The organism is Mesobacillus sp. MER 48 (assembly GCF_023714225.1).
Classification (GTDB): domain Bacteria; phylum Bacillota; class Bacilli; order Bacillales; family Cytobacillaceae; genus Mesobacillus; species Mesobacillus oceanisediminis_A.
Map to the genome: position 1 here is coordinate 1,135,600 of NZ_JAMAUR010000001.1, position 21,045 is coordinate 1,156,644.

Below are 21,045 nucleotides of genomic sequence, written 5' to 3' on the forward strand. Positions count from 1 at the left end.
TCCCTTAATATGTATTTCCGAAACCTATTATACTAGACAAGAGGTGCAATGTACAAAAAATTCTGCCTAATACCCTTTTCGCTGCCTATCATAATTTACTTCATTTTTTTGAATATATGCCTGTTCAATTTGATCTTCGTGCAAGTCAAGCAGTTCCGCAAGTCTCATGTAACTTTCAAAAAGTCGGACATAGTCTTCCTTGCTGCGGCTGTCCCTGAATTTTTGTACCGACTCATATACTGCAAGGAACTGGTTGCTTGTGTCTGTCACCGTTGGTCTGTCTGGGGTAATGTATTCAATATCTTCATAACCGCACTCAATTCCCAGTGACAGGATGAAGTGTACTCCATCCACAAATTCCTCAAGGATTACATCCTTTTCAGATGAAGGTTTCACACTCCAAAACTTGAAGCACCTTGTCTCATTAGCAAGTTCCCCGATTTCAACAAGCAGCGCCAGGACCTTTCTGTCAATTAAATCATCATTCTCTAACTTGTGCTGCGTTTCAATATGACTGTCGAGTGCTTTTTGCATTTTAAATAGTGTTATTGTATTCATGATTCAGCTCCATCGTTTTATTATCACTAAAAGCAGGCTTCTGGATTCCGCCATTCAGGTTTTCTCCTTTTAACAACACAGCTCTGCAATAAAAAGTATATATTAATTATAAATTTGTTGAAACTATTTGGAATCTCATCCGTAAATAAGGAAAGTTCGCATTGGAGGGGCAGTCATGATTCTGCTTTTACGTCTTATTTTCTTGCTATTATTCATTTTCCTGATATACAGCGGGGTAAAGTATTTATTCCACCCGAAACGGAAGCTTGAGCTTGCTCATGAGCAGAAGCGCTTCTTTTTACTGGATGACCCGGACAATGTCCGCAAAAACTTCTTGATCACTTATAAGGGTGTTTTGTTCGAGGGTGAAAAGTATTTAGGTACGACTCCGTCTGCGTTTGAGGTCGTTTCCATTTTCATTTGGCCTAAAAAAACGTCTGCCTTGAAGGGACTCGTGCTTGAAGACTTCCAATTCATCGAACGAAAAATCCGCGAGAACTATCCTGTCGCCAAAATCGACTGGAAAAGCCCGATCAAGGAATTTATGGCTAATCATGAACAGGATGAGGAATAATCAAATATAAAAGCGTCCGAACATGAGTCGGGCGCTTTTCCTTTGTGCATAAATTCCTACTTCAAGGTGTCGTATCGAAAAACTCCCGCCATTTAATGAGGGTACTCTTTTCTCTGAACAGATAGGTGAGCAGCAACAGGCAAATAACCACAAAGCTGCCCGCAAGCGCATCAAAACGTCCAATGCGCTCCCCGAATATGGTAAAAAAGATTACGAATGGAATGTTCGCTAAAAAAGATGCCATCATAAATTCCTTAAACTCTTTTTTCCGCTCATAAAGGCAAAAGCTCAGCAGCTGATAATGAATCAGCGGGATCAGTCTCAGCAACGCAACCTGCAGTACGGTCAGATCCCTGAATCGCCCCATCAGACGCTTTTTCAACCTGCTTAACTTTTGCATGGTGTCCGGAATTTTTTCCATCAAGAAATAGAATAATATACTGGCCCCCGTCAAACCAAGCATTGAATAGATGATTCCCGGAACCACCCCAAAAAGCAGACCGCCCGCGACGCAGACAACTGCAGGCGGAATGAGTATAAACTGACGGAAAACATGAAGAAATACAAACAAAACTGGTGCAAACCAGCTTCCAGATTCCACAATAATCAGCAGCATCGACCACGCATCATCCATTTATGTCACCTGCCTGCGAATCTCTGTTGCTACTAGCATATAGAATCACCCAAGCTGTTATGCCAACAGCATAAATAAATATATAAAAATACCAATCTCTAAAACAGCCAGCACCGGCAAGCCATACTTGAACTGCACATGCTTCGTCTTATGCCTGAAATGATTCATGCCTGCAGTGGCCCCGATTGCCCCTCCAAGCAAAGCTATGGTCCATAACGTTCTTTCGCTGATTCGATAATCATGGTTTTTTGCCCGCTTTTTATCCATGCCCATAATCAAAAAGCCAGCAAGACTCATTACGATGATCAGACCAGCCAATATCCAGATTTCCACGTCTTCACGTCCTCTTAAAATGATGTTAGTACTGCTTCATTATAACGCGCCATCCATCTGTATCGGACATTTTCCACGAGACTCCATTTCTGTTTTTCCGTTAGAGGCCGCCTATCGGATATTTTTCTCGTGTTTCGACTTCTGTTTGTCCTTTAGACCTCCTATATCGGACAGTTTTCTCGTGCTTCCACTTCTGTTTGTCCATTAAAGCCCTTCTATCGGACACTTTCCATACGACTTCGCTTCTGTTTGTCCATTAGAGCCTCTCTATCGGACATTTTCCCCAAAACTTCGCTTCCACTTGTCAGATAAAAATACGCGAATGCTTATGTATCTAAAAAGAAAAAACCATCCTCAATATGAGAATGGTTCATCTTATCGTTTAATTACTTGTTGAACTGTTGCTTAGCTGTTTCAGCCAATTGAGCGAATGCTGCTGCATCGCTTACTGCTAGTTCAGCAAGCATCTTGCGGTTTACTTCGATACCTGCAAGCTTAAGGCCGTGCATCATACGGCTGTAAGAAAGGCCGTTCATGCGAGCTGCTGCGTTGATACGAGCAATCCAAAGTTTGCGGAAGTCGCGCTTCTTCTGGCGACGGTCGCGGAATGCATACATTAGGGATTTCATAACCTGCTGGTTAGCAACTTTGTATAATGTATGTTTAGAACCGAAATAACCTTTTGCTAATTTGATGACTTTTTTACGACGCTTGCGCGTAACTGTACCGCCTTTTACACGTGGCATGTAATTTCCCTCCTATATAAATCGAGATTCCTCGAGTTTACTTAATGTTGTCAAGCATGTGACGAATACGTTTGAAATCGCCTTTTGAAACAATTGCAGATTTGCGAAGCTTACGCTTAGCTTTTGTAGATTTGTTAGCAAATAAGTGGCTAGTGTAAGCGTGTGAACGCTTAAGCTTGCCAGTTCCAGTTTTCTTGAAACGCTTGGCAGTGCCGCGGTGTGTTTTCATTTTTGGCATAGGGACTTCCTCCTCGTTACTTTTCAGTTTTAGGTGCTAGTACCAAGAACATGCTTCGGCCATCCATCTTTGGATGTGATTCGATTGTCGCTACATCTTTGCAAGCTTCAGAGAAGCGATCAAGAACACGCTGACCGATTTCCTTGTGAGTGATAGCACGGCCTTTAAAACGGATTGATGCTTTAACTTTATCGCCTTTTTCCAGGAACTTGATGGCATTGCGCAACTTCGTGTTGAAGTCATGCTCATCAATTGTCGGGCTAAGACGGACTTCTTTAGTTGTGATGATTTTTTGGTTCTTACGTGCTTCTTTCTCTTTCTTTTGCTGTTCGAACTTGAATTTTCCGTAGTCCATGATTCGGCCTACAGGAGGCTTCGCGTTCGGAGCAACAAGCACAAGATCAAGATTGACGCGCGCTGCGATCTCAAGAGCCTCAGCTTTGGATTTGATTCCTAATTGCTCGCCGTTTTGATCGATCAGACGAATTTCGCGAGCACGAATTCCCTCGTTTAATAACATCGCATCTTTGCTAATAATTAGCCACCTCCAGGGTTTTATCGAATACATTGTCAAGGAGAAGAAGTACATTGAAAGGACAAAGCCTTTATCTTGCTCACACAATGACATACGATATGGTCCATTTTTATTTTGCAATAAAAAAAGTGCAGGCGACGACACCCACACTTACGGAAACAAAATAATTAGACGTTTACGTATTACCTGCCAACAGCATTATTGCGTCAGCCAGGTGAGAAGCGGGTGCTTCTTCTTTCCTAAAACTTGTATTCAGTTCACTCTTGCTAATATAGCATAAAGAAATTGATGTGTCAAACGAATCACTTTTCGTTAACTGCAACAAAAAGTATTGTATCAGATAGGATTTAAGGCTGCAATACTTTTTTCAGGCGAAATTAAATTTATCCGAAAAAAAATATGTCGAAGGATCATAACAATACGTTAATTTGTCACTGCCTAATTGCTTCTTTCTTGCTATAATGATTGGTAGAATTATACAAGAAAGCTGGTGTACAAATGCTGATCGCAATTATCATTACCGGTGTGGTCACTGGACTGCTCGCTGGTACTGCATTGAAGTTTTTCAGGACTGGCTATGGTTTTTCAAATGATATTGATAACACGCCTGTTAATATAAAATCCTGCCGGAATTGCGGTGAAAGAATCCAGCGCAGCTATACAAAAAATCTATGTCCCACCTGTTCCAAACCTATTGAATAATCCCATAAAAATAAGAGGAGCCAGTTGGCCCCTCTTATTTTTTTGTCCAGCTCCAGCGCCTAGCCCCTTGAGACGCTTGGCTAGCTGCGGCTCCTAACTCCTCGAGACGTTTCGGTCCTGCCAATGAAGTCAAAGAACGACTTCACTGTCAGGCCCTCCAACGCTTGTCGGAGTTGGGCAGTCGCCTCCGCTTTTCGAATTGTCTAGTGTCGCCTCCTAGAAACTCCGAAACTTCAACTCCGCCGGCAGAAGCAAAAAGCGCTTCTTTGTCGGAGTCTCCAGTTTCTGCGTTTCTGGGCAGTCGGCTATACTTTTCGAATTCGGTCCGCCCAATGAAGTCAAAGAACGACTTCACTGAGCGGCCCTCCAGCGCTTGTCGGGGCTGATCAAGGCGCCCTCCGCTTTTCTTATTTCTTCGCTTCTTTCCTGAATGATTCAAGGAACTCATCGAAGGAGATAGTTTCTGAATTCTGTTCGCCGTATTTACGGACATTGACTGCTTTGTCTGCAACTTCATTGTCACCGACAACCAGCATGTAAGGGATTTTCTGCATTTGCGCTTCACGGATTTTGTAGCCGATTTTTTCGTCACGGCCGTCAATTTCGACACGGAAGCCTTCTGCTTTCAGCTTATCCTGGATTTCCCTGGCATAGTCATAGTGGACTGCAGGTGAAACCGGGATGATTTGCGCCTGGACTGGAGCCAGCCATGTAGGGAACGCTCCTTTGTATTCTTCGATCAGGAAGGCTACAAAACGTTCCATAGTCGATACTACGCCGCGGTGGATGACAACCGGACGGTGATGCTTGCCGTCTTCACCGATATAAGTCAGGTCGAAGCGTTCAGGTAGCAAGAAGTCGAGCTGTACAGTTGACAGTGTCTCCTCTTTGCCAAGCGCAGTCTTGACCTGGACATCAAGCTTCGGACCGTAGAATGCCGCTTCGCCTTCTGCCTCGAAATAGTCGAGTCCTATTTCATCCATCGCTTCTTTTAACATTGCCTGTGCCTTTTCCCACATTTGGTCGTCATCGAAGTATTTTTCTTTGTCTTCAGGATCACGGTAAGAAAGACGGAACGAATAATCATTCATGTCAAAATCTTTATAGACTTCAAGCACTAGCTGCACAACACGTTTGAATTCTTCCTTGATCTGGTCAGGACGGACGAAAATGTGAGCGTCATTCAATGTCATTCCGCGGACACGCTGCAGGCCAGCCAACGCGCCTGACATTTCGTAACGATGCATTGTTCCAAGCTCAGCAATCCTGATCGGAAGCTCCCTGTAACTATGGATGCTGTTTTTGTACACCATCATGTGATGAGGGCAGTTCATCGGTCTTAATACTAACTGTTCATTATCCATATCCATCACCGGGAACATATCGTCCTGATAGTGGTCCCAGTGGCCGGAAGTTTTATAAAGCTCGACACTTCCCATTACCGGAGTGTAAACATGGTCATAGCCGAGGCTGACTTCTTTATCGACAATATAGCGCTCAATGATGCGGCGGATCGTCGCGCCTTTCGGAAGCCAAAGCGGAAGTCCCTGTCCAACCTTCTGCGAGTTTGTGAACAGGCTAAGCTCTTTGCCAAGCTTGCGGTGGTCGCGTTCCTTCGCTTCTTCAAGCAGTCTTAAGTGCTCTTTCAGGTCTTCCTTTTTGAAAAATGCTGTTCCGTAAATACGCTGCAGCATCTTGTTATCGCTGTCGCCGCGCCAGTAGGCACCGGCAATGCTCAGCAATTTAAATTCCTTCAGCTTGCCAGTTGATGGAACATGGACTCCGCGGCAAAGGTCTACAAAATCGCCCTGCTCATAAAGAGTGACTTTTTCATCGGCCGGAATTGCTTCAATCAATTCAAGCTTATATGGGTCACCAAGCTCCTTGAAGAATTTGACAGCCTCCTCACGACTTACCTCTTTACGGACAATCTCAATGTTCTCATTGATGATTTTCTTCATTTCCTTTTCAATTTCCGGCAAATCTTCCGGTGAAAGGGAATGCTCCATATCGATATCATAGTAGAATCCGCCTTCAATCACCGGTCCTACTCCGAGGTTCACATCTTTATACAGGCGTTTGACTGCCTGTGCCATTAAGTGGGCTGTACTGTGGCGCAGGATTTCTAGTGCTTCCGGGTGTTCCGGAGTGATGATTTCAATTGAAGCATCTTCCTCGATTGGTCTCCTGAAATCATACGGATTTCCATTCACCATACCGGCAATGGCTTTTTTCTTAAGGCCCGGGCTGATTGAACCGGCAATGTCTTCAGTTGTTGTGCCTGCAGGAAACTCCTTCACTGCTCCGTCTGGAAACGATATTTTCAACATGTCTGCCATTGGCTTTTCCTCCTTTTGAAATGTGGCGCATATTTGCGCAAAAAATAAAAAAACCCGTCCCTGAAACAGGGACGAGTTTGATCACACGTGGTTCCACCCAATTCCCACTCTTGCGCATAAAGAACGCAGGAATGGCTCTGGTTGCGATAACGGCTTCTGCCGCCAGCCAATACTTGCCTTACAGGCGTTCATAGCTGGAGTTCAGAGGTGGTAAGCGTTTCTTTAGTGTTAGGAAGTTTTCAGCCGTGCCTTCCCTCTCTGCAAACCTTTCAAGAATGCCCATATCCTCATCATTACATTTACTATTGTTTTAGTATGTACGTAATTATAGTTTGTAATGTTTTGAAAATCAAGTGGGCTATCGTATATTTTCATGATCCTCATTGAAAAAATCCAATCTTTCCTCTTCGAAAACGGAAATTGGCTTAATCTTGACCCGCTCTTCAAAAAGGTTGATAATGGTCCGCACTAATGGCTGGTGCGAATCATCGGTATACAGGAAAATCGTCTGTGGCGCGATCGACAGGAGCGGCGCAATCGTTCCGGAATCGACGTAGACCGGGTGATTGACAAGCAGCCTCCGGTCAATCGTTTTAAACAGCTCGCTCCGCTTCATTTCCGTGAACTCTTGATTAAAAAATGTCATGTTTTCTTCGATGACCAAGTACAAATATGGCATTTGCGGTTTTCTGCCTTTCAGAAAACTTCTCAATGTATGAAGGAACACCTGATACTCCTGTTCCATTTTATACTCATCGATTGCGACCTCTGCCCAATTCGAAAGCTGCTCAAAATATGATTTTAGCCTGAATACGACAAAGGAATCGAATGAAAATGAGACTCTCTCATCAAGTATTTCATTGATTGCTTTTTTAACGATCCCTGGTTCTTCGGCACCCTCCATAAAAGGTGCCAGATCCTTTCGGTTCCCTTCCATGACAGAGTAAATGATATCAAGGATTTGATCCTGCTCTTCACTTTCCGTGTAATAAAAAGATTCTGCAAGGATGTTTCTTAACCAGTCATCCCGTTTCAGCTTAAGAATAAAATCATATACACATTTCTTCAGTTCCGGTATTTTTTCTTTCATAAAAAAATCTTCTGGAATCAGGACTCTATTTTGATCTTCATTAAGAAGAATTGAATTCTTTTCCTGCAACGAAGCAAGCCTGGCGACTAAGTGATGGTATAAATTCCAGGCATCCTGCTTTTTTTGGAAGATGATTTCAATCAACCATATCCCCCCTTTTAAATAATCCCTGATTATATATATGGGGGACTTGGACAATTTAGAAGTATCCATATCGCCGCTGGATGATTAAAGCGCAAAAAAAATAGGCTGCAGCCTGTTTCGCTGCAGCCTATTGCTATACTCTTCGATTCTTTCCTTCTACTTTAACCGGCTGTGCCAGGTACTTGATCCGTTCCATGATCCTCGCTGCCTTCAGCTGTTCCTCTTCTCCCCGCTGGCTGTGGGTCAGATGGTGTTCAAGCCCGCTAAGGTCGAAGTTGGAAGTAAAGAAGGTTGGAAGGTTCTCAAGCATGCGGAATTGCAGGATTGTTCCAAGGATTTCATCCCTCGCCCAGCTGCTCATCGTTTCCGCTCCGATATCATCTAGCATCAGGACATCAGATTTTTTGATTGCTTCCAGCTTGTCGTTGACCGAATGATCCCCGATCGCATTCTTCATTTCCCTGAAAAACTCCGGAACATATACGATTAAGGAACTGACCTGTTTCTGTGCCAATTCATTCGCAATGGCGCCAAGCAGGTATGACTTACCCGTTCCGAACGGCCCATGCAGGAACAAACCTTTTTGCTTCTGGCCGGATTCATAATTCTCAACAAAATCCTTCGCCATTTTTATGGCCTTGAATCTCCCCGCGTCATCAAGCTCAATATCCCCGAATGACGCTTTCAGGATTTCCTTCGGCACATATATGCTGTTAATCAGCCGGGCGTTCTTTTGCTGCTCATCGTACATGACCTTCTTTTTACAGCGGTCATATTTGACATCAATGTAATTCCCTTTGATGAAAAGCTGTGGTTCATAGCCTTTGATCATATTCTTGCAGGCTGCGAGACTTTCGCATTTATCACAGTCCTTGCTCTGGGTAGAAAATTCATACAGTTTGGACATGCTGCCGTCAAGCATTTCCCTGGTGATATAGTCCGCATTTTCATCGAGGAATTGCTTTATATGCTGATCCTGCATGACCTGTCTTTTAAGTGTTTCATAACGTTCCTGGAAGTTTTGGTTATTAGCAAGCTTCTTCAGCGTTTCATTTATGTTTTGCAACTGAATCACCTCCCGGATTTGTATTTTTTCAGTTCTTCTTCAAGCTTTTTCTTTTCTATTTCAAAGTCAGGGTCCACTCCGGCAGCAGAACTTTGCTGCTGGTCTGGTCCATTCTCGCTCTTTTTCTCAAACCAGTCCGGCAAGACTTCCTTGCGTACAGGTTTCCGTTTTCCTGAAGCAGCGGTCGTTTTCTTTCCTTCTGCCCAATCGAGGTATTGCCTGTGCTCACTTTTCGCCAGCTCCATGGCATCCCTTACAGTCGAGATTTTCTTCCTCGACCAGTGGCTGGCGATTTTCTCAATATAGCCTTTGGCCAGCTTCATATCCGTTCTGATCATAACATATTGGACCAAAACATTCACGACACCCGGAAGCAGCTTTTGCTTGAACATCACTTCTTCGATGATCTGCAGGTCAGATTTTGAAGGCACGGCACCGCCTGATAAGTCGATCAGCAGTTGTCTTGGTGATGTTTTTTCAAAATAGAGAACCAATTCCTCTTCTTTTGTTTTTGGCTTCTCGATTCCAGCTTTGTGCTGAAGAGGCTGGGTCCGGTCCAAGAGTGCCGGCAACTGGTCCTGGTATTCAAATTGGTACCAGTCCCGGGCCGCCTTTCTCAGCTCCTCGATATCGATTTCATTATCAGCTGTTACGGCACTCAAGACGATATTCTTCATCTTCAACGCATCAATTCCATAAAGGAAGGCGAGATTGCTGACCGCTTCTTTGACCTTCGTTGTAAAAGCTTTTTTGGGGATCAAAGAATCCTGAAGACCTCCCAATAACAGATCGAAATTAAATTCCGAAGGGTCAATCTGTATTTTGTCAGACTCCCTCCTGCCGATGAAGGATTGTGCTTCATCCTCTCCAAGGTCGGCAGCTGAATCACTATTATGCATGAGTGCTTGAGGAGGAACAGACAGGAACACATCCTGAAAAGCCCGGGTAATTTCAGAATATCCCTCCTCTGCCTCGGGCAGCTTGTCACTGAAAAACCGTTTAAGCCTCAAAAACTGATTCTTTCCGATTTTTCGATACAGATAGACATTCAGCATGCCATCCAGGAAAAATTGTTCAGGAGTCAACGGCGGCTGTAATTCATAAATGAATGAACGGCCATCTTCACTATTTTTGACATATGTCTTCAGCAAACCCATCCCCTCAAGCTTCTGGCGGGCGTGATAAATCTCCTTCAAATTCATATCCATGATTGTCATCAGGTTATGATGGGTACCAGACTGTGACCATAGCCGATTCTCTTCAAGTTCGGCCCATAAGGTCATATAAAGGCTCAAACAAGCTGGCCCAATCAACGGCTGGTACAAAAAGGTGAGCACCTTGCGATCATAATCATGCAGCAGGCCGCCGGATGCAACAATATATTGGTCTACAGGCAAAGTCTCCTGCCAATGCTGAGCCATCCTATTCCCCTCCACTCTATCCGGTTAAAAACTATAACAATACCACTATGCTGAAAATCAAATCGTTCACGCGCGCCTTAAAAAGAGCCGAAGTTTCCTTCAGCTCCCTCATGGAAAAGCGTAAGCGCCTGATCAGCCCCGACAAGCGTTGGGGCCTGGCAGTGAAGTCGCTCTTTGACTTCATTGACAGGACCGAAACGTCTCGAGGGGCTAGGCGCTGGAGCTAGACAATTCTCTAAGTGAAAATTTATAAAGCGCAAGCGCCCTGGTAAATATACTTCATTGGTCTGGACCCCAGCTTTATCATTGTTCTTTCTTCAATAACTCTTTTAATTCATCGATGAATACATTGATATCCTTGAACTGCCGGTAAACAGAGGCGAAACGGACATAGGCGACTTCATCGATCTTAGCCAGCCTGTCCATCACCATCTCGCCCACTGCTTCGCTCTTGACTTCGGATACTCCATGGCTTCGCAATTCTTTTTCCACCTCGGAGACCAGATCCTCAAGCTCTTTTAGGGCGACCGGTCTTTTTTCACACGCTTTCAGCAAACCGCGAAGGAGTTTCTCCCGATTGAACTCCTCGCGAGTACCTTCTTTTTTTACAACAATCAATGGGATTTCTTCAACTTTCTCAAAAGTGGTAAAGCGAAATCCGCAAGCTTCACATTCACGTCTGCGTCGAATTGATCGGCTATCGTCAACCGGTCTTGAATCAAGAACCCGGGTAGAGTTATTTTGGCAAGTTGGACATTTCATCTCGATCAGCTCCGAATATTTTGAAATATAGAATGAGCGAAGGACCATTCGCTTTATCCACCAATACGTCCATAAGCATTATCCTTACTATTATCTTATAAAAAAGAAGCTGATGGGACAAGAGGGACTATTGATTCCCATATTTACCTGAACCGATGAACGTAAGTGTTTTATCCAATTTTCCATATACCTTGATTACTTCTTGTCTCAATGCAGGATTGATTCCTGCCATAGAAAACTTTTCCGTGGAGATATGTAAATCGACCGCTGTCTCAAAGGGTTTTGTCGTAATGACAGTCGCGGTTAAAAAACTCCTGACCCTGCCGTTTAGCTCAGCTGAGATTTCTCCATGTTCCTTTGATACACTTGTGATCCGGGCTGCAGGGTCAGCTTTAAGCAGATCCTCGACTGATTGGAATACCTGATTAAAATTTGCTTTATAGTAATGGGTCCGCAATTGTTCATCGCTGTTATTTTCACTCGTCCCGCTGAATTTCTCGTATCTTCCTGTTATGGATTTCAAAAAAGACATCAAAAATCCTCCTGCAGATTATTTCTATTTACAGTTTACCTTAATTTTCGCACAAAATAAAAAGAGGTGTATCACTACACCCCTTGTAATTTTTCATATTTTCAATTATAGAGCCTTCGCTTGTGCCTGTTTCACATGCACTGGACCCATGCCGCGTGGGATTTCGATATTCTCACGTGTTTGAGCGCTAAGAGCTTCAGCAATATAGTCAGCTGCAATATTAGGATCGAGATCGCCGCAAGTGTAAACATCAATGCTGGCGTACCCGTGCTCCGGGAAGCTGTGAATAGTTAAATGAGATTCAGAGATAATGACAACTCCGCTTACACCCTGTGGTGCAAATTTGTGGAAAGCCACTTCGCGGATTTCAGCACCAGATTTCAAAGCTGCTGAAACGAAAGTTTGTTCAATAAAGTTCATATCATTCAATTTTTCAAAGTCGCAACCCCAAAGTTCAGAAATTACATGACGACCCATTGTTTCCATATTCAATTTCCCCCTCTAACAATATTAGAATGAAATTCCTAGTTTCAATGGTATCTTAACTACCACGGGGGAAAGTTAGTCCAGAGAGGTCCTAACCCTTTAAGTAGCCAATTGGTACCGTTATTAAGAAGTTCACGATGACTAGTATACTTTGTTTATATTTTTTTTGCAACACATGAAAATAAAATTTTTTCAATGAATTTCAGCTTGCTATATCAAAAGGTTTTTAGATAGCTATTTTAAGGATATCCCCGGGAATCGATTGATTACCTTTGTAAGATTAAAGAGGTTTTTCTGAAGAGGGAAGACGGTAATCTGATACAAAACGAAAGCGTCATTAAACAAGCCTGCCGGGAGCGGCAGGCTTGTTTAATGACTATTCTAATTATCCAACTTTCACGGCTGTTGAAGCAGACATTGCCTCGGCAACATGTTTTACCAGGTCTACCACCCTGCTTGAGTATCCCCATTCATTGTCATACCACGCAAGTACCTTGACTTTGTTGGCGCCAATGACCATTGTAGACAGTCCATCAATGATCGCTGAGTGCTCATTTGTGTTGAAATCGATGGATACAAGTGGATCTGTTGTAATATCCAGTATACCCTTAAGCTTTCCTTTTGCGGCAGAATAGAACGCATCGTTCACCTCATCCACAGTTACCTCTCGCTTCAAGTCAACAACCAGGTCTACAAGTGAAACGTTTGGCGTCGGCACCCTTAATGACATGCCGTGAAGCTTTCCTTTCAACTGCGGAAGAACAAGGGAAAGCGCCTTTGCCGCCCCTGTTGAAGTAGGGATGATTGATTGGCCGCAAGAACGCGCCCTGCGCAAATCCTTGTGCGGATTATCGATATTATTTTGGTCATTTGTATAGGCATGAACAGTTGTCATCAATCCGTTTTCAATTCCGAAAGTATCATCCAGAATTTTTGCGACAGGTGCCAGGCAGTTCGTTGTGCATGAAGCATTGGAAATGATGTCATGTTCTTCAATTTTTAATGCGCTTTCATTTACGCCCATCACAATCGTAATATCTTCATTTGTGCCCGGTGCTGTTATAATGACCTTCTTTGCGCCTGCTTCCAGATGAAGTGCAGCCTTGTCACGTGAGTTGAACTTTCCTGTGGCCTCTATGACAATATCAACCTGCATTTCTTTCCACGGAAGCTCAGCAGGATTGCGATTGCTCAAAAGTTTGACAGTTTTCCCATTGACTACTAGGTGATCATCAGCAGGGATAATCTCACCTGCAAATTGACCATGGGTTGAATCATATTTAATCAAATGCGCCAGTGTTTCAGCCGGATAGCTCGCATTAATCGCTACAACCTCAAGATTTTCCTCAAGAATGGCTCTTCTGAATACCATTCTGCCAATTCTCCCAAAACCGTTTATCGCTATTCTCGCCTTCATTGTACGGCCCCTTCCGAATTAGTGTTATACTTAATAACCCTTTGTTATGGTATTAGTATAACATATTAAAAATTATTTGTGATATATAATTGCACACATTTAAAATTTAAAATAATTCTGATAATAATTATCAGTAAAGACAAGTATTTCTTGAGTGGATTTTATTGAAACAAAGATTAAAAATCCTGAAACAAAGATGATATTGAGCCAACAGGTATTTATTTGGGCTGTAACAGGGGTATAACCGGAAGCTCGGCCATAGCGGAAGGTGTACTGACCAGAAGGGCTTTTAGTAATATGGCAATAACCAGGTTAACGGCAAAAGAAAAAAGAGCCTATTCGGCTCTTTAGATTCCCCATTTATTCAGGATTTTCTTCAATTGCTGCCTTGATTGCTCAATTGTTCCTGTGTTGTCGATGACTTCATCTGCCAAATCCACTTTATCCTTCAAAGGCATCTGCGACTTGATCCTTGAAAGTGCTTCATCTTCGGAGAAACCATTCCTGGACATCAGCCTCTCCAGTTGGGTCTTCTCATCCACGTAGACAACGATGATCTTTTCGACCAGGCCTGTGAGCTTGCTTTCAAACAGCAATGGTATGTCCAGGACCACTGCTTTTTCATTGGCAGCTTCAGCTTGCTGCCTTTTCATGGCCATCCTCTCACGTACGGCGGGATGGACGATTGAGTTGAGCAGCAACCTTTTTTCCTCATTGTTAAAAATGATCGACCCTAAGGCAGGGCGATTGATAGTGCCATCTTCTTCTAAAACTTCTGTGCCAAAATGGCTGACAATATCATTGTATGCTTTTTCTCCTGGCTCAACAGCAAGCCTCGCTTCGATATCAGCATCGATCACAGTGATGCCAAGCTCAGTGAACATGGCCGATACCGTGCTTTTCCCGCTCGCTATACTTCCGGTTAATCCAATGATTAATGACATTTGTTTTATCCTTTCAAACAGACCGCTAAAGCTTGAGCAGTCCAATTATGATCAATAAGATTCCAGGTACGAATGAGAACTTCTGCAGCCAGCTCCTCTCTGAAAAATAGCTGCCCATTCTCATGCCGGCATAGACGAACAATGAACTCATACAGGCAACCGTCAAAGCCAGATAGCCGGGCGAAAAGCCCAATAAGGCAGCACCGATCCCGGCTCCGAATGCATCAAGAGACAGGGCGAGACCGAGCATGACGGCTTCGATTCCATTGATTGTACCCGATCGGTCAAAGTCTGCCGACATCGGCTTCTTCAAAATATTGATAACAATGCCAAGTGATTTAATCTCAAAATTCAGGATGATTTTTTCATGACAGAGCATCTCTGACTGGTCATTGCGAAAAAACTGGAATAACACCCATCCGCCCAATACTATCAAGACAGTGCCACCAATTGTCTCTGCCAATTCAGGTGAAAAAAAGCTCTCAAGAAAATGTCCGATCATCATGGCAGCCATCAGAACGGCCGCTGAACAGACCGCAATAACAGCAATCGATTTAACCGGGATTTTCATTTTCCGCAATCCATACGTTAACCCTACACTGAAACTGTCAAGACTGACAGCGAATGCAAGTAAAAGCAGGGAGATTATTTGTGCCATAAACTGAGCTCCTTCCTGTCAATCGCTACGTTAGTATATGGAAGGAGCCTAGATATGGTGAGAAAATCAACAGGCGATTATATGTTCACAGTTTTTGGCATGTTGGACAGAAGTGGGTACCCCGTCCTCCGACGACTGTTTTTTCCAGTGGTGTGCCACACACCTTGCATGGTTCATTTTTTCGGCCATACACCAGCAGCTGTAGCTGGAACATGCCGATCTGCCCCTGTGAATTTACATAGGATCGTATTGTGCTGCCGCCCTTCTCTACAGCCTCAGAGAGAGTACTGACAATTTCCCGGTAGAGGACAGCTTCTTCCTCCCGAGACAATGAGTTCGCAATTCGTTCCGGGTGGATTTTCGCCCGGAAAAGCGCCTCATCGACATAAATATTCCCGAGACCGACAAGGATCTTTTGATCAAGCAGTGCAGACTTTATTTTCCGGTTGGTCCTTTTAAGCTTTTCCGAAAGCCATTCTACTGAGAAGTCTCCTGAAAATGGCTCAGGTCCCAAATCAGCGAGCGGCTGCGAATCGAATTCCGTCCCTTTGGCGTAAAGGTGCATTGTCCCAAATTTGCGGACATCCTTATAGCGCAATTCTTTCCCATCGGTAAAATGAAAAATGACATGGGTATGTTTTTCAACAGGTTCATCTGCGCTGAACAAACCGTATTTCCCTTCCATTCTAAGATGGGAGACAAGCGCATAGTCATCTGTATAAAATATCAGGAATTTGCCTCTCCTGCCGATTTCACTGATTGTCTGACCGCGTAGGGCATCATTAAATTGCTCAACTTCACTCGGCTTTTTGATCATCGTGGGCCAAAAAACCGACACCTGGCTAATTTTTTTGCCAACTGCAAGTACCTCAAGCGTGCCCCTGACGGTTTCTACTTCTGGAAGCTCAGGCATCCTATCCCGCCTTTCTTTTTTTCTCTCTTGTCTTTCCTTTACTTCGCATCATACCAGGTTGGACCGTATGAGAAGTCCACCTTCAAAGGAACCTTTAATTCGATTGCATTTTCCATGACATCCGGGACTATTTTCTTCAGCTGCTCAATTTCATCCTGCGGCGCCTCGAAAATCAATTCATCGTGCACCTGGAGGAGCAGCCTAGTCTTCAAGCCTTCTTCACGCAGCCTTTCAGCCATATCGATCATCGCTTTTTTGATGATATCAGCAGCGCTTCCCTGTATAGGCGTATTCATCGCTGTCCGTTCCGCAAAACTTCTCAGGTTGAAGTTGCGCGCAGTGATTTCCGGTATATACCTGCGTCGGTGCAACAATGTCTGGACATACCCTTTCGCCTTCGCATCTATCACGATTTCATCCATATAGTCTTTTACCCCAGGGTAGCTCTCAAGATAGCGTTCGATGAATTCTCCGGCTTCCTTCCTCGTGATGTTCAGGCTCTGGGATAAACCATAATCGCTGATTCCGTAAACAATCCCGAAGTTTACCGCTTTCGCATGGCGGCGCATATTTGAAGTGACCTCATCTTTTCCGACATGGAAAACTTCCATCGCTGTCTTAGTATGAATATCCATGTCATGGCGGAATGCATCGATCAGTTTTTCGTCCCCGGCTATATGGGCAAGGACACGCAATTCAATTTGCGAATAGTCAGCCGCAAAAATCACCCAGTCTTTCTCTGAAGGAACGAATGCCTGCCTGATTTTCCGGCCTTCTTCAAGTCGAATCGGAATATTCTGCAGGTTAGGGTCCGTTGAACTGAGCCTCCCTGTAGCGGTGAGGGCCTGGTTGAACCTTGTATGGACTTTTTCGGTTTCCTTATTTACAACCTTTTGCAGCCCCTCAATATAGGTTGATTGCAGCTTGCCAAGCTGGCGATAATTTAGGATTTCTTCGATGATTTTATGCTTAGGCGCCAATTTTTCCAGTACGTCTGCTGAAGTTGAATAACCGGTCTTCGTCTTTTTGGCAGCAGGAAGACCCAGTTTTTCGAACAGAATGACACCTAATTGCTTCGGTGAATTGATATTGAATTGTTCTCCTGCCATTTCGAAAATCTTCATTTCGATTTCAGCAAGACGCCCTTTGATTTCTTCGCCCATGTTTTCAAGGCGGACCATATCAAGCTTGACGCCAAGGTATTCCATATCCGCCAGCACCAGTGACAATGGCATTTCCAGGCTGCTGAACAAATCGTGCTGGTCGTTATCCAACAGTTCCTGCTCAAGCTTTTCCTTTAAGGACACCAGAACATCTGCTTTGCGCACCAGGTGTTCCCCTAGTATTGCTTCATCCGGTATCTTCCGTCTGGCGCCTTTTCCATAGACCGCTTCATCAGACTGTACGCTTATGAAGCCATGCTGCCTGGCTATGGCAGCCAGGTCGTCCGGCGATTCGGAAGGATTGATGATATAGGATGCTAGTGATACATCGAATTCGGCGCCTTTCAGATGGATTCCGTGATGGCGCAAGGAAACCTCGGAACGTTTCGCATCATAGACTGTCTTTTTGCTGGACTCATCTTCTGCCCATTTTTTGAACTCTTCAGACTCCAAAGCGGTTTGCACAGGCAGATAATAGTGCCCGTTTTCATTCACGACCGCAAAACCGATGATATCAGCATAGTGATAGTTATCCTCAAGCACCTCGACATAAAAGCCGTTGTCTTTCGCAAAAATGTTTGGATCGACTGCCTCGAGCTGTTTGAACTCAATGTCTTCAAGCTCGACATTTTCAGTCACTGCTTCCGCGCCAAGCTTGTCCAATAACGAGTTGAATCCCAGTTCCTTGAACATCTTCACCAGCTTCTCGTTCTCTGCGCCTTCATATTCAAGTTCGCTTAACTCGATTCCCACCGGAGCTTCACGGGTGATGGTCGCAAGTTCTTTGCTCATGATCGCCTGGTCTTTGAATTCCTCAAGCTTTTCCTTGAGTTTTTTCCCGTTGACCTGATCAATCGATTCAATCAGCTTTTCAAGCGTGCCATGCTCTTTCAGCAGCTTGATAGCCGTCTTTTCCCCTACACCAGGAACTCCGGGTATATTATCTGATGCATCCCCCATAAGTCCTTTCATATCAATGATTTGTTGTGCTGTCAGCCCGTATTTCTCCAGGATATGCTCCGGGGTGTACTCCTCGATATCCGTGATGCCCTTCCGGGTGATGCTGACTGTCGTTTTGTCAGAACTCAACTGAGTCAAGTCCTTATCACCAGATATGACCTTCGTTTCAAACCCTTCTTTTTCAGCAAACAAACTTAATGTACCGATGATATCATCGGCTTCATAATTTTCCAGCTCATATTGGGCGATCCCGTATGCTGTCAGTAATTCACGGATGAATGGGAATTGCTCGGAAAGCTCCGGCGGCGTCTTTTGCCTGCCACCTTTATATTCACTGAATGTTTTATGCCTGAACGTCGTTTTTCCTGCATCGAACGCAACGAGAATATGAGTAGGCTTTTCATCCTCGAGAATCTTCATCAGCATCATGGTAAAACCGTAAACTGCATTTGTATGTATCCCTTTTTCATTATTCAACAGCGGCAAAGCGAAAAATGCGCGGTAGGCGATACTATTGCCGTCGATCAATACAAGCTTCTTGGACATGTCATTCCTCCTCCAGTATCATGGGAATTTTATATAAAAAAAGACCGTTAGATTCCTTCCTATTTTATCATGAGAGATGATAGAAAGAAAAATAACGGCCTTTGTCAGCCTTCTATTAATCTGTGTAACCCATCAGCATCCTTGCGTAAGGTGAATCAGATGGGAGGACAATGACGGTCTCGCCGTTGATTGTCTTTTTATAGGATTCCAGGGTACGGAACATGGTATAAAACTCTGGATCTTTTGAGAATGTTTGATTATATACTTTTGCGGCTTCCCCTTCTCCTTCACCGCGGATGGTTTCTGCGTCAGCTGTCGCCTTTGCCAAAATCTCTTTTACTTCACGGTCTGTCTGGGCAATGACCCTGTTCTTTTCAGCATCACCCATTGATAGATATTCCTGCGCCTTTGTTTCACGTTCGGAGATCATACGAGTGAAGACCGATTTCTCGTTTTCCGCAGGAAGATCTGTTCTTTTCATCCGGACATCTGTAACAACGACACCATAGTTGCCGCCAGCCAGCAATTCATTGACCTTTTCAGTCACCCTGTCATTCAATGAACCACGTGAGGATTTTTCATCGTTGATGATTTCATCATAGTCTAGCTGCCCCAGTTCAGAACGGACAACAGAGTAGATGAATTCTTCCATGCGCGATTCCGCACCTTCAAGCGTCCTTGCATTGGAAATCATTTTTTTCGGATCTTCAATTCGCCAGATCGCGTAATTATCAATGAGGATTCTTTTTTTGTCCTTTGTATTGATTTCTGCCTGCGAGACATCATAGGTCATTTGATACTTTGGCAGAGTGGATACGCTCTGGATAAACGGGACTTTGTAGTTAAGCCCAGGTTCCTTAATAATCCGAACGACCTCACCGAACTGTCTGACGACCTTGTACTCGCCTTGTTTTACCACGAAAACGTTGGTGAAAATGAAAACAAGAAGGGCAATGAGAATAATCAGGAAAATCCCCATCTTGGTATAATTTCTCCAATTGAACGAACCGCCGCCTCGTTCCTTCAAATCAATCACTTTTTGATCAGCCATTATTCTTCTCACTGCCTTCCTTCTCTGACTTAGGCTTTTCTGTTTCAAGCGGGCGAATCGGGAAGTACTTCATTGTATTTCCGTCATCATTCATGATGTATATTTCCGTTCCCGGCAGAACCTGCTCAAGTGTTTCCAATATTAGACGCTGTCTGGTGATTTCCGGATTCGATTTATATTCAACATACAGCTTATTGAATACGGCCACGTCACCGCGCGCCCTTTCTATTCTTGCAGCTTTTTCACCTTCTGCCCTTGAAATGAGCGCATCCTTTTCACCCTGTGCTTCGTTCAGTTTCTGGTTACGGTACTTCTTCGCTTCATTTATTTTGGTATTCATCGTCTCACGGGCATCCGTTACATCGGTAAAAGCTTTCCGGACTTCTTGGTTTGGCAGTTCAACATCCTGAAGTTTTACACCAAGGACGGAAATCCCCATATCGTATTTTTCAATCAATGATGACAATAAGTCACGGACATCTGCTTCAATTTGTGCCTTCCCGGATGTAAGGGCATCATCAATTTTGGAACTGCCAATGATACTTCTGACAGACGCTGAAGTTGAATCATACAAAATTTCTCTAGGATTATCCGCATTGTATAAATATTTTGCCGGGTCAGTAATTTTCCATTGAACAACCAGGTCGGCCAGCACAATATTCTCGTCACCGGTGATCATTTTCGTTTCATCTGGAAACTCGACGATTTCTCCATTTTTCTCTTCATAGCCGAACTGAAGGCTGAATGTTTCCTTCGATAACTTCTCAATACTCTGAATCGGCCAAGGAAGCTTGAAATGCAAGCCAGGTTCGCTGATTCCTTCCTCCACCTTGCCAAATGTCAAAATGACCGCCTGTTCTGATTCATCGACCGTATACCAGGTCGTAAAAGCAGAAAGTCCTAAAATAATGGCAAGAACGACAATCCCGCTCGTCACGTAAATCTTTTTTAGGCTCACCATCTGATTCCCCTCTTCCTGTGTTTCTGTCTATGTTGATTTTTACGTTTATAAGTCAGAAAAGTTTCAAAATGCATGAGATTTGTAATATTATTTTGCCGGAGTGGAATTTTCGGGTATGAAAAAAGCACAAGCGGGGTCTGCTTGTGCTTCTTTCGGCTCCTTGGATGAAGGGGTTTTCACTAATGATGATAACAAGAAAGTGTTAAGAAAAATTAAATCCCTTGTTAAGACTATGTAAATTTGGAAAAACCTCTCTTCACCAAAGCTTTTTG

Annotated in this window: 22 protein-coding genes and 1 other annotated feature; of the genes, 2 read left to right on the plus strand and 20 right to left on the minus strand. The window is 43.9% G+C overall.

What is annotated here, in order from left to right; translation table 11 throughout:
• Window positions 1-66: 66 nt before the first annotated feature.
• A complete protein-coding gene (locus tag M3593_RS05790; protein WP_144477495.1) occupies window positions 67-558 on the minus strand; it encodes a dUTP diphosphatase in 492 nt (163 codons plus the stop codon).
• Between the two features lie 175 nt (window positions 559-733).
• On the opposite strand from M3593_RS05790, the gene M3593_RS05795 reads away from it, so the two are divergent.
• Window positions 734-1,132: a sigma-w pathway protein ysdB gene (locus M3593_RS05795; protein ID WP_144477492.1), complete on the plus strand. Its 399-nt coding sequence runs from the start codon at window positions 734-736 to the stop codon at window positions 1,130-1,132.
• A gap of 61 nt (window positions 1,133-1,193) precedes the next feature.
• Here the strand turns inward: M3593_RS05795 and M3593_RS05800 are convergent, their stop codons facing one another.
• The 5 genes from M3593_RS05800 to infC all read right to left on the minus strand — a co-directional run bounded on the left by M3593_RS05800 (window position 1,194) and on the right by infC (window position 3,603).
• Entirely contained in the window at window positions 1,194-1,766 is a 573-nt protein-coding gene (locus M3593_RS05800) for a TVP38/TMEM64 family protein (protein ID WP_144477489.1), read from the minus strand.
• Between the two features lie 57 nt (window positions 1,767-1,823).
• Entirely contained in the window at window positions 1,824-2,099 is a 276-nt protein-coding gene (locus M3593_RS05805) for a DUF1294 domain-containing protein (protein WP_313959720.1), read from the minus strand.
• Window positions 2,100-2,485: 386 nt separating this feature from the next.
• Window positions 2,486-2,845: a 50S ribosomal protein L20 gene (gene rplT / locus M3593_RS05810; RefSeq protein WP_102263819.1), complete on the minus strand. Its 360-nt coding sequence runs from the start codon at window positions 2,843-2,845 to the stop codon at window positions 2,486-2,488.
• 37 nt (window positions 2,846-2,882) lie between these two features.
• Complete coding sequence (gene rpmI / locus M3593_RS05815; RefSeq protein WP_023627047.1) at window positions 2,883-3,083, minus strand: 50S ribosomal protein L35; 201 nt, start codon at window positions 3,081-3,083, stop codon at window positions 2,883-2,885.
• Between the two features lie 16 nt (window positions 3,084-3,099).
• Window positions 3,100-3,603 carry a translation initiation factor IF-3 gene (infC, locus tag M3593_RS05820; protein ID WP_144477486.1) on the minus strand — a complete coding sequence of 168 codons (504 nt, stop codon included), beginning with the start codon at window positions 3,601-3,603 and terminating at the stop codon, window positions 3,100-3,102.
• A gap of 131 nt (window positions 3,604-3,734) precedes the next feature.
• Window positions 3,735-3,861, minus strand: a sequence feature (ribosomal protein L20 leader region).
• A 255-nt stretch (window positions 3,862-4,116) separates the two neighbouring features.
• On the opposite strand from infC, the gene M3593_RS05825 reads away from it, so the two are divergent.
• Window positions 4,117-4,320 carry a hypothetical protein gene (locus M3593_RS05825; RefSeq protein WP_144477483.1) on the plus strand — a complete coding sequence of 68 codons (204 nt, stop codon included), beginning with the start codon at window positions 4,117-4,119 and terminating at the stop codon, window positions 4,318-4,320.
• Between the two features lie 407 nt (window positions 4,321-4,727).
• Here M3593_RS05825 and thrS read toward each other — a convergent pair whose 3' ends face one another.
• From thrS to hflK, 14 genes are all read right to left on the minus strand, one after another.
• Window positions 4,728-6,659, minus strand: coding sequence for a threonine--tRNA ligase (gene thrS / locus M3593_RS05830; protein ID WP_251541068.1), 1,932 nt, complete (start codon window positions 6,657-6,659; stop codon window positions 4,728-4,730).
• 358 nt (window positions 6,660-7,017) lie between these two features.
• Window positions 7,018-7,893 (minus strand): sporulation protein YtxC, encoded by an 876-nt coding sequence (ytxC, locus tag M3593_RS05835; RefSeq protein WP_251541069.1) that lies wholly within the window; start codon window positions 7,891-7,893, stop codon window positions 7,018-7,020.
• A 133-nt stretch (window positions 7,894-8,026) separates the two neighbouring features.
• Complete coding sequence (dnaI, locus tag M3593_RS05840; protein ID WP_251541070.1) at window positions 8,027-8,959, minus strand: primosomal protein DnaI; 933 nt, start codon at window positions 8,957-8,959, stop codon at window positions 8,027-8,029.
• Between the two features lie 5 nt (window positions 8,960-8,964).
• Window positions 8,965-10,380 carry a replication initiation and membrane attachment family protein gene (locus M3593_RS05845; protein WP_251541071.1) on the minus strand — a complete coding sequence of 472 codons (1,416 nt, stop codon included), beginning with the start codon at window positions 10,378-10,380 and terminating at the stop codon, window positions 8,965-8,967.
• Window positions 10,381-10,683: 303 nt separating this feature from the next.
• The gene (gene nrdR, locus M3593_RS05850) at window positions 10,684-11,142 is read right to left on the minus strand and encodes a transcriptional regulator NrdR (protein WP_144477801.1); all 459 of its coding nucleotides are present in this window, start codon (window positions 11,140-11,142) and stop codon (window positions 10,684-10,686) included.
• Window positions 11,143-11,269: 127 nt separating this feature from the next.
• A complete protein-coding gene (locus M3593_RS05855) occupies window positions 11,270-11,674 on the minus strand; it encodes a hypothetical protein (RefSeq protein ID WP_251541072.1) in 405 nt (134 codons plus the stop codon).
• 105 nt (window positions 11,675-11,779) lie between these two features.
• A complete protein-coding gene (speD, locus tag M3593_RS05860) occupies window positions 11,780-12,160 on the minus strand; it encodes an adenosylmethionine decarboxylase (protein ID WP_144477460.1) in 381 nt (126 codons plus the stop codon).
• Between the two features lie 385 nt (window positions 12,161-12,545).
• A complete protein-coding gene (locus M3593_RS05865; RefSeq protein WP_144477457.1) occupies window positions 12,546-13,577 on the minus strand; it encodes a glyceraldehyde-3-phosphate dehydrogenase in 1,032 nt (343 codons plus the stop codon).
• Between the two features lie 347 nt (window positions 13,578-13,924).
• A complete protein-coding gene (gene coaE / locus M3593_RS05870; protein ID WP_144477445.1) occupies window positions 13,925-14,521 on the minus strand; it encodes a dephospho-CoA kinase in 597 nt (198 codons plus the stop codon).
• Window positions 14,522-14,546: 25 nt separating this feature from the next.
• On the minus strand, window positions 14,547-15,179 hold the full coding sequence (gene ytaF, locus M3593_RS05875) for a sporulation membrane protein YtaF (protein ID WP_251541076.1): 633 nt from the start codon (window positions 15,177-15,179) through the stop codon (window positions 14,547-14,549).
• An 85-nt stretch (window positions 15,180-15,264) separates the two neighbouring features.
• On the minus strand, window positions 15,265-16,092 hold the full coding sequence (mutM, locus tag M3593_RS05880; protein WP_251541082.1) for a DNA-formamidopyrimidine glycosylase: 828 nt from the start codon (window positions 16,090-16,092) through the stop codon (window positions 15,265-15,267).
• 38 nt (window positions 16,093-16,130) lie between these two features.
• A complete protein-coding gene (gene polA / locus M3593_RS05885; RefSeq protein ID WP_251541089.1) occupies window positions 16,131-18,761 on the minus strand; it encodes a DNA polymerase I in 2,631 nt (876 codons plus the stop codon).
• A gap of 115 nt (window positions 18,762-18,876) precedes the next feature.
• A complete protein-coding gene (hflC, locus tag M3593_RS05890) occupies window positions 18,877-19,812 on the minus strand; it encodes a protease modulator HflC (RefSeq protein WP_144477799.1) in 936 nt (311 codons plus the stop codon).
• Window positions 19,805-20,773 (minus strand): FtsH protease activity modulator HflK, encoded by a 969-nt coding sequence (gene hflK, locus M3593_RS05895; RefSeq protein WP_251541092.1) that lies wholly within the window; start codon window positions 20,771-20,773, stop codon window positions 19,805-19,807. The genes hflC and hflK overlap by 8 nt, the downstream gene beginning before the upstream one ends.
• Window positions 20,774-21,045: the final 272 nt, after the last annotated feature.

What these genes read in the sequence shown, in the direction of transcription:
- hflC (WP_144477799.1), bottom strand. Translation starts at nt 19,812, where the DNA reads ATGGCTGATCAAAAAGTGATTGATTTGAAGGAACGAGGCGGCGGTTCG.
- infC (WP_144477486.1), bottom strand. Translation starts at nt 3,603, where the DNA reads ATGTTATTAAACGAGGGAATTCGTGCTCGCGAAATTCGTCTGATCGAT.
- nrdR (WP_144477801.1), bottom strand. Translation starts at nt 11,142, where the DNA reads ATGAAATGTCCAACTTGCCAAAATAACTCTACCCGGGTTCTTGATTCA.
- M3593_RS05865 (WP_144477457.1), bottom strand. Translation starts at nt 13,577, where the DNA reads ATGAAGGCGAGAATAGCGATAAACGGTTTTGGGAGAATTGGCAGAATG.
- mutM (WP_251541082.1), bottom strand. Translation starts at nt 16,092, where the DNA reads ATGCCTGAGCTTCCAGAAGTAGAAACCGTCAGGGGCACGCTTGAGGTA.
- M3593_RS05795 (WP_144477492.1), top strand. Translation starts at nt 734, where the DNA reads ATGATTCTGCTTTTACGTCTTATTTTCTTGCTATTATTCATTTTCCTG.
- speD (WP_144477460.1), bottom strand. Translation starts at nt 12,160, where the DNA reads ATGGAAACAATGGGTCGTCATGTAATTTCTGAACTTTGGGGTTGCGAC.
- hflK (WP_251541092.1), bottom strand. Translation starts at nt 20,773, where the DNA reads ATGGTGAGCCTAAAAAAGATTTACGTGACGAGCGGGATTGTCGTTCTT.
- M3593_RS05825 (WP_144477483.1), top strand. Translation starts at nt 4,117, where the DNA reads ATGCTGATCGCAATTATCATTACCGGTGTGGTCACTGGACTGCTCGCT.
- M3593_RS05855 (WP_251541072.1), bottom strand. Translation starts at nt 11,674, where the DNA reads ATGTCTTTTTTGAAATCCATAACAGGAAGATACGAGAAATTCAGCGGG.
- thrS (WP_251541068.1), bottom strand. Translation starts at nt 6,659, where the DNA reads ATGGCAGACATGTTGAAAATATCGTTTCCAGACGGAGCAGTGAAGGAG.
- ytaF (WP_251541076.1), bottom strand. Translation starts at nt 15,179, where the DNA reads ATGGCACAAATAATCTCCCTGCTTTTACTTGCATTCGCTGTCAGTCTT.
- polA (WP_251541089.1), bottom strand. Translation starts at nt 18,761, where the DNA reads ATGTCCAAGAAGCTTGTATTGATCGACGGCAATAGTATCGCCTACCGC.
- coaE (WP_144477445.1), bottom strand. Translation starts at nt 14,521, where the DNA reads ATGTCATTAATCATTGGATTAACCGGAAGTATAGCGAGCGGGAAAAGC.
- M3593_RS05845 (WP_251541071.1), bottom strand. Translation starts at nt 10,380, where the DNA reads ATGGCTCAGCATTGGCAGGAGACTTTGCCTGTAGACCAATATATTGTT.
- M3593_RS05790 (WP_144477495.1), bottom strand. Translation starts at nt 558, where the DNA reads ATGAATACAATAACACTATTTAAAATGCAAAAAGCACTCGACAGTCAT.
- rpmI (WP_023627047.1), bottom strand. Translation starts at nt 3,083, where the DNA reads ATGCCAAAAATGAAAACACACCGCGGCACTGCCAAGCGTTTCAAGAAA.
- M3593_RS05800 (WP_144477489.1), bottom strand. Translation starts at nt 1,766, where the DNA reads ATGGATGATGCGTGGTCGATGCTGCTGATTATTGTGGAATCTGGAAGC.
- rplT (WP_102263819.1), bottom strand. Translation starts at nt 2,845, where the DNA reads ATGCCACGTGTAAAAGGCGGTACAGTTACGCGCAAGCGTCGTAAAAAA.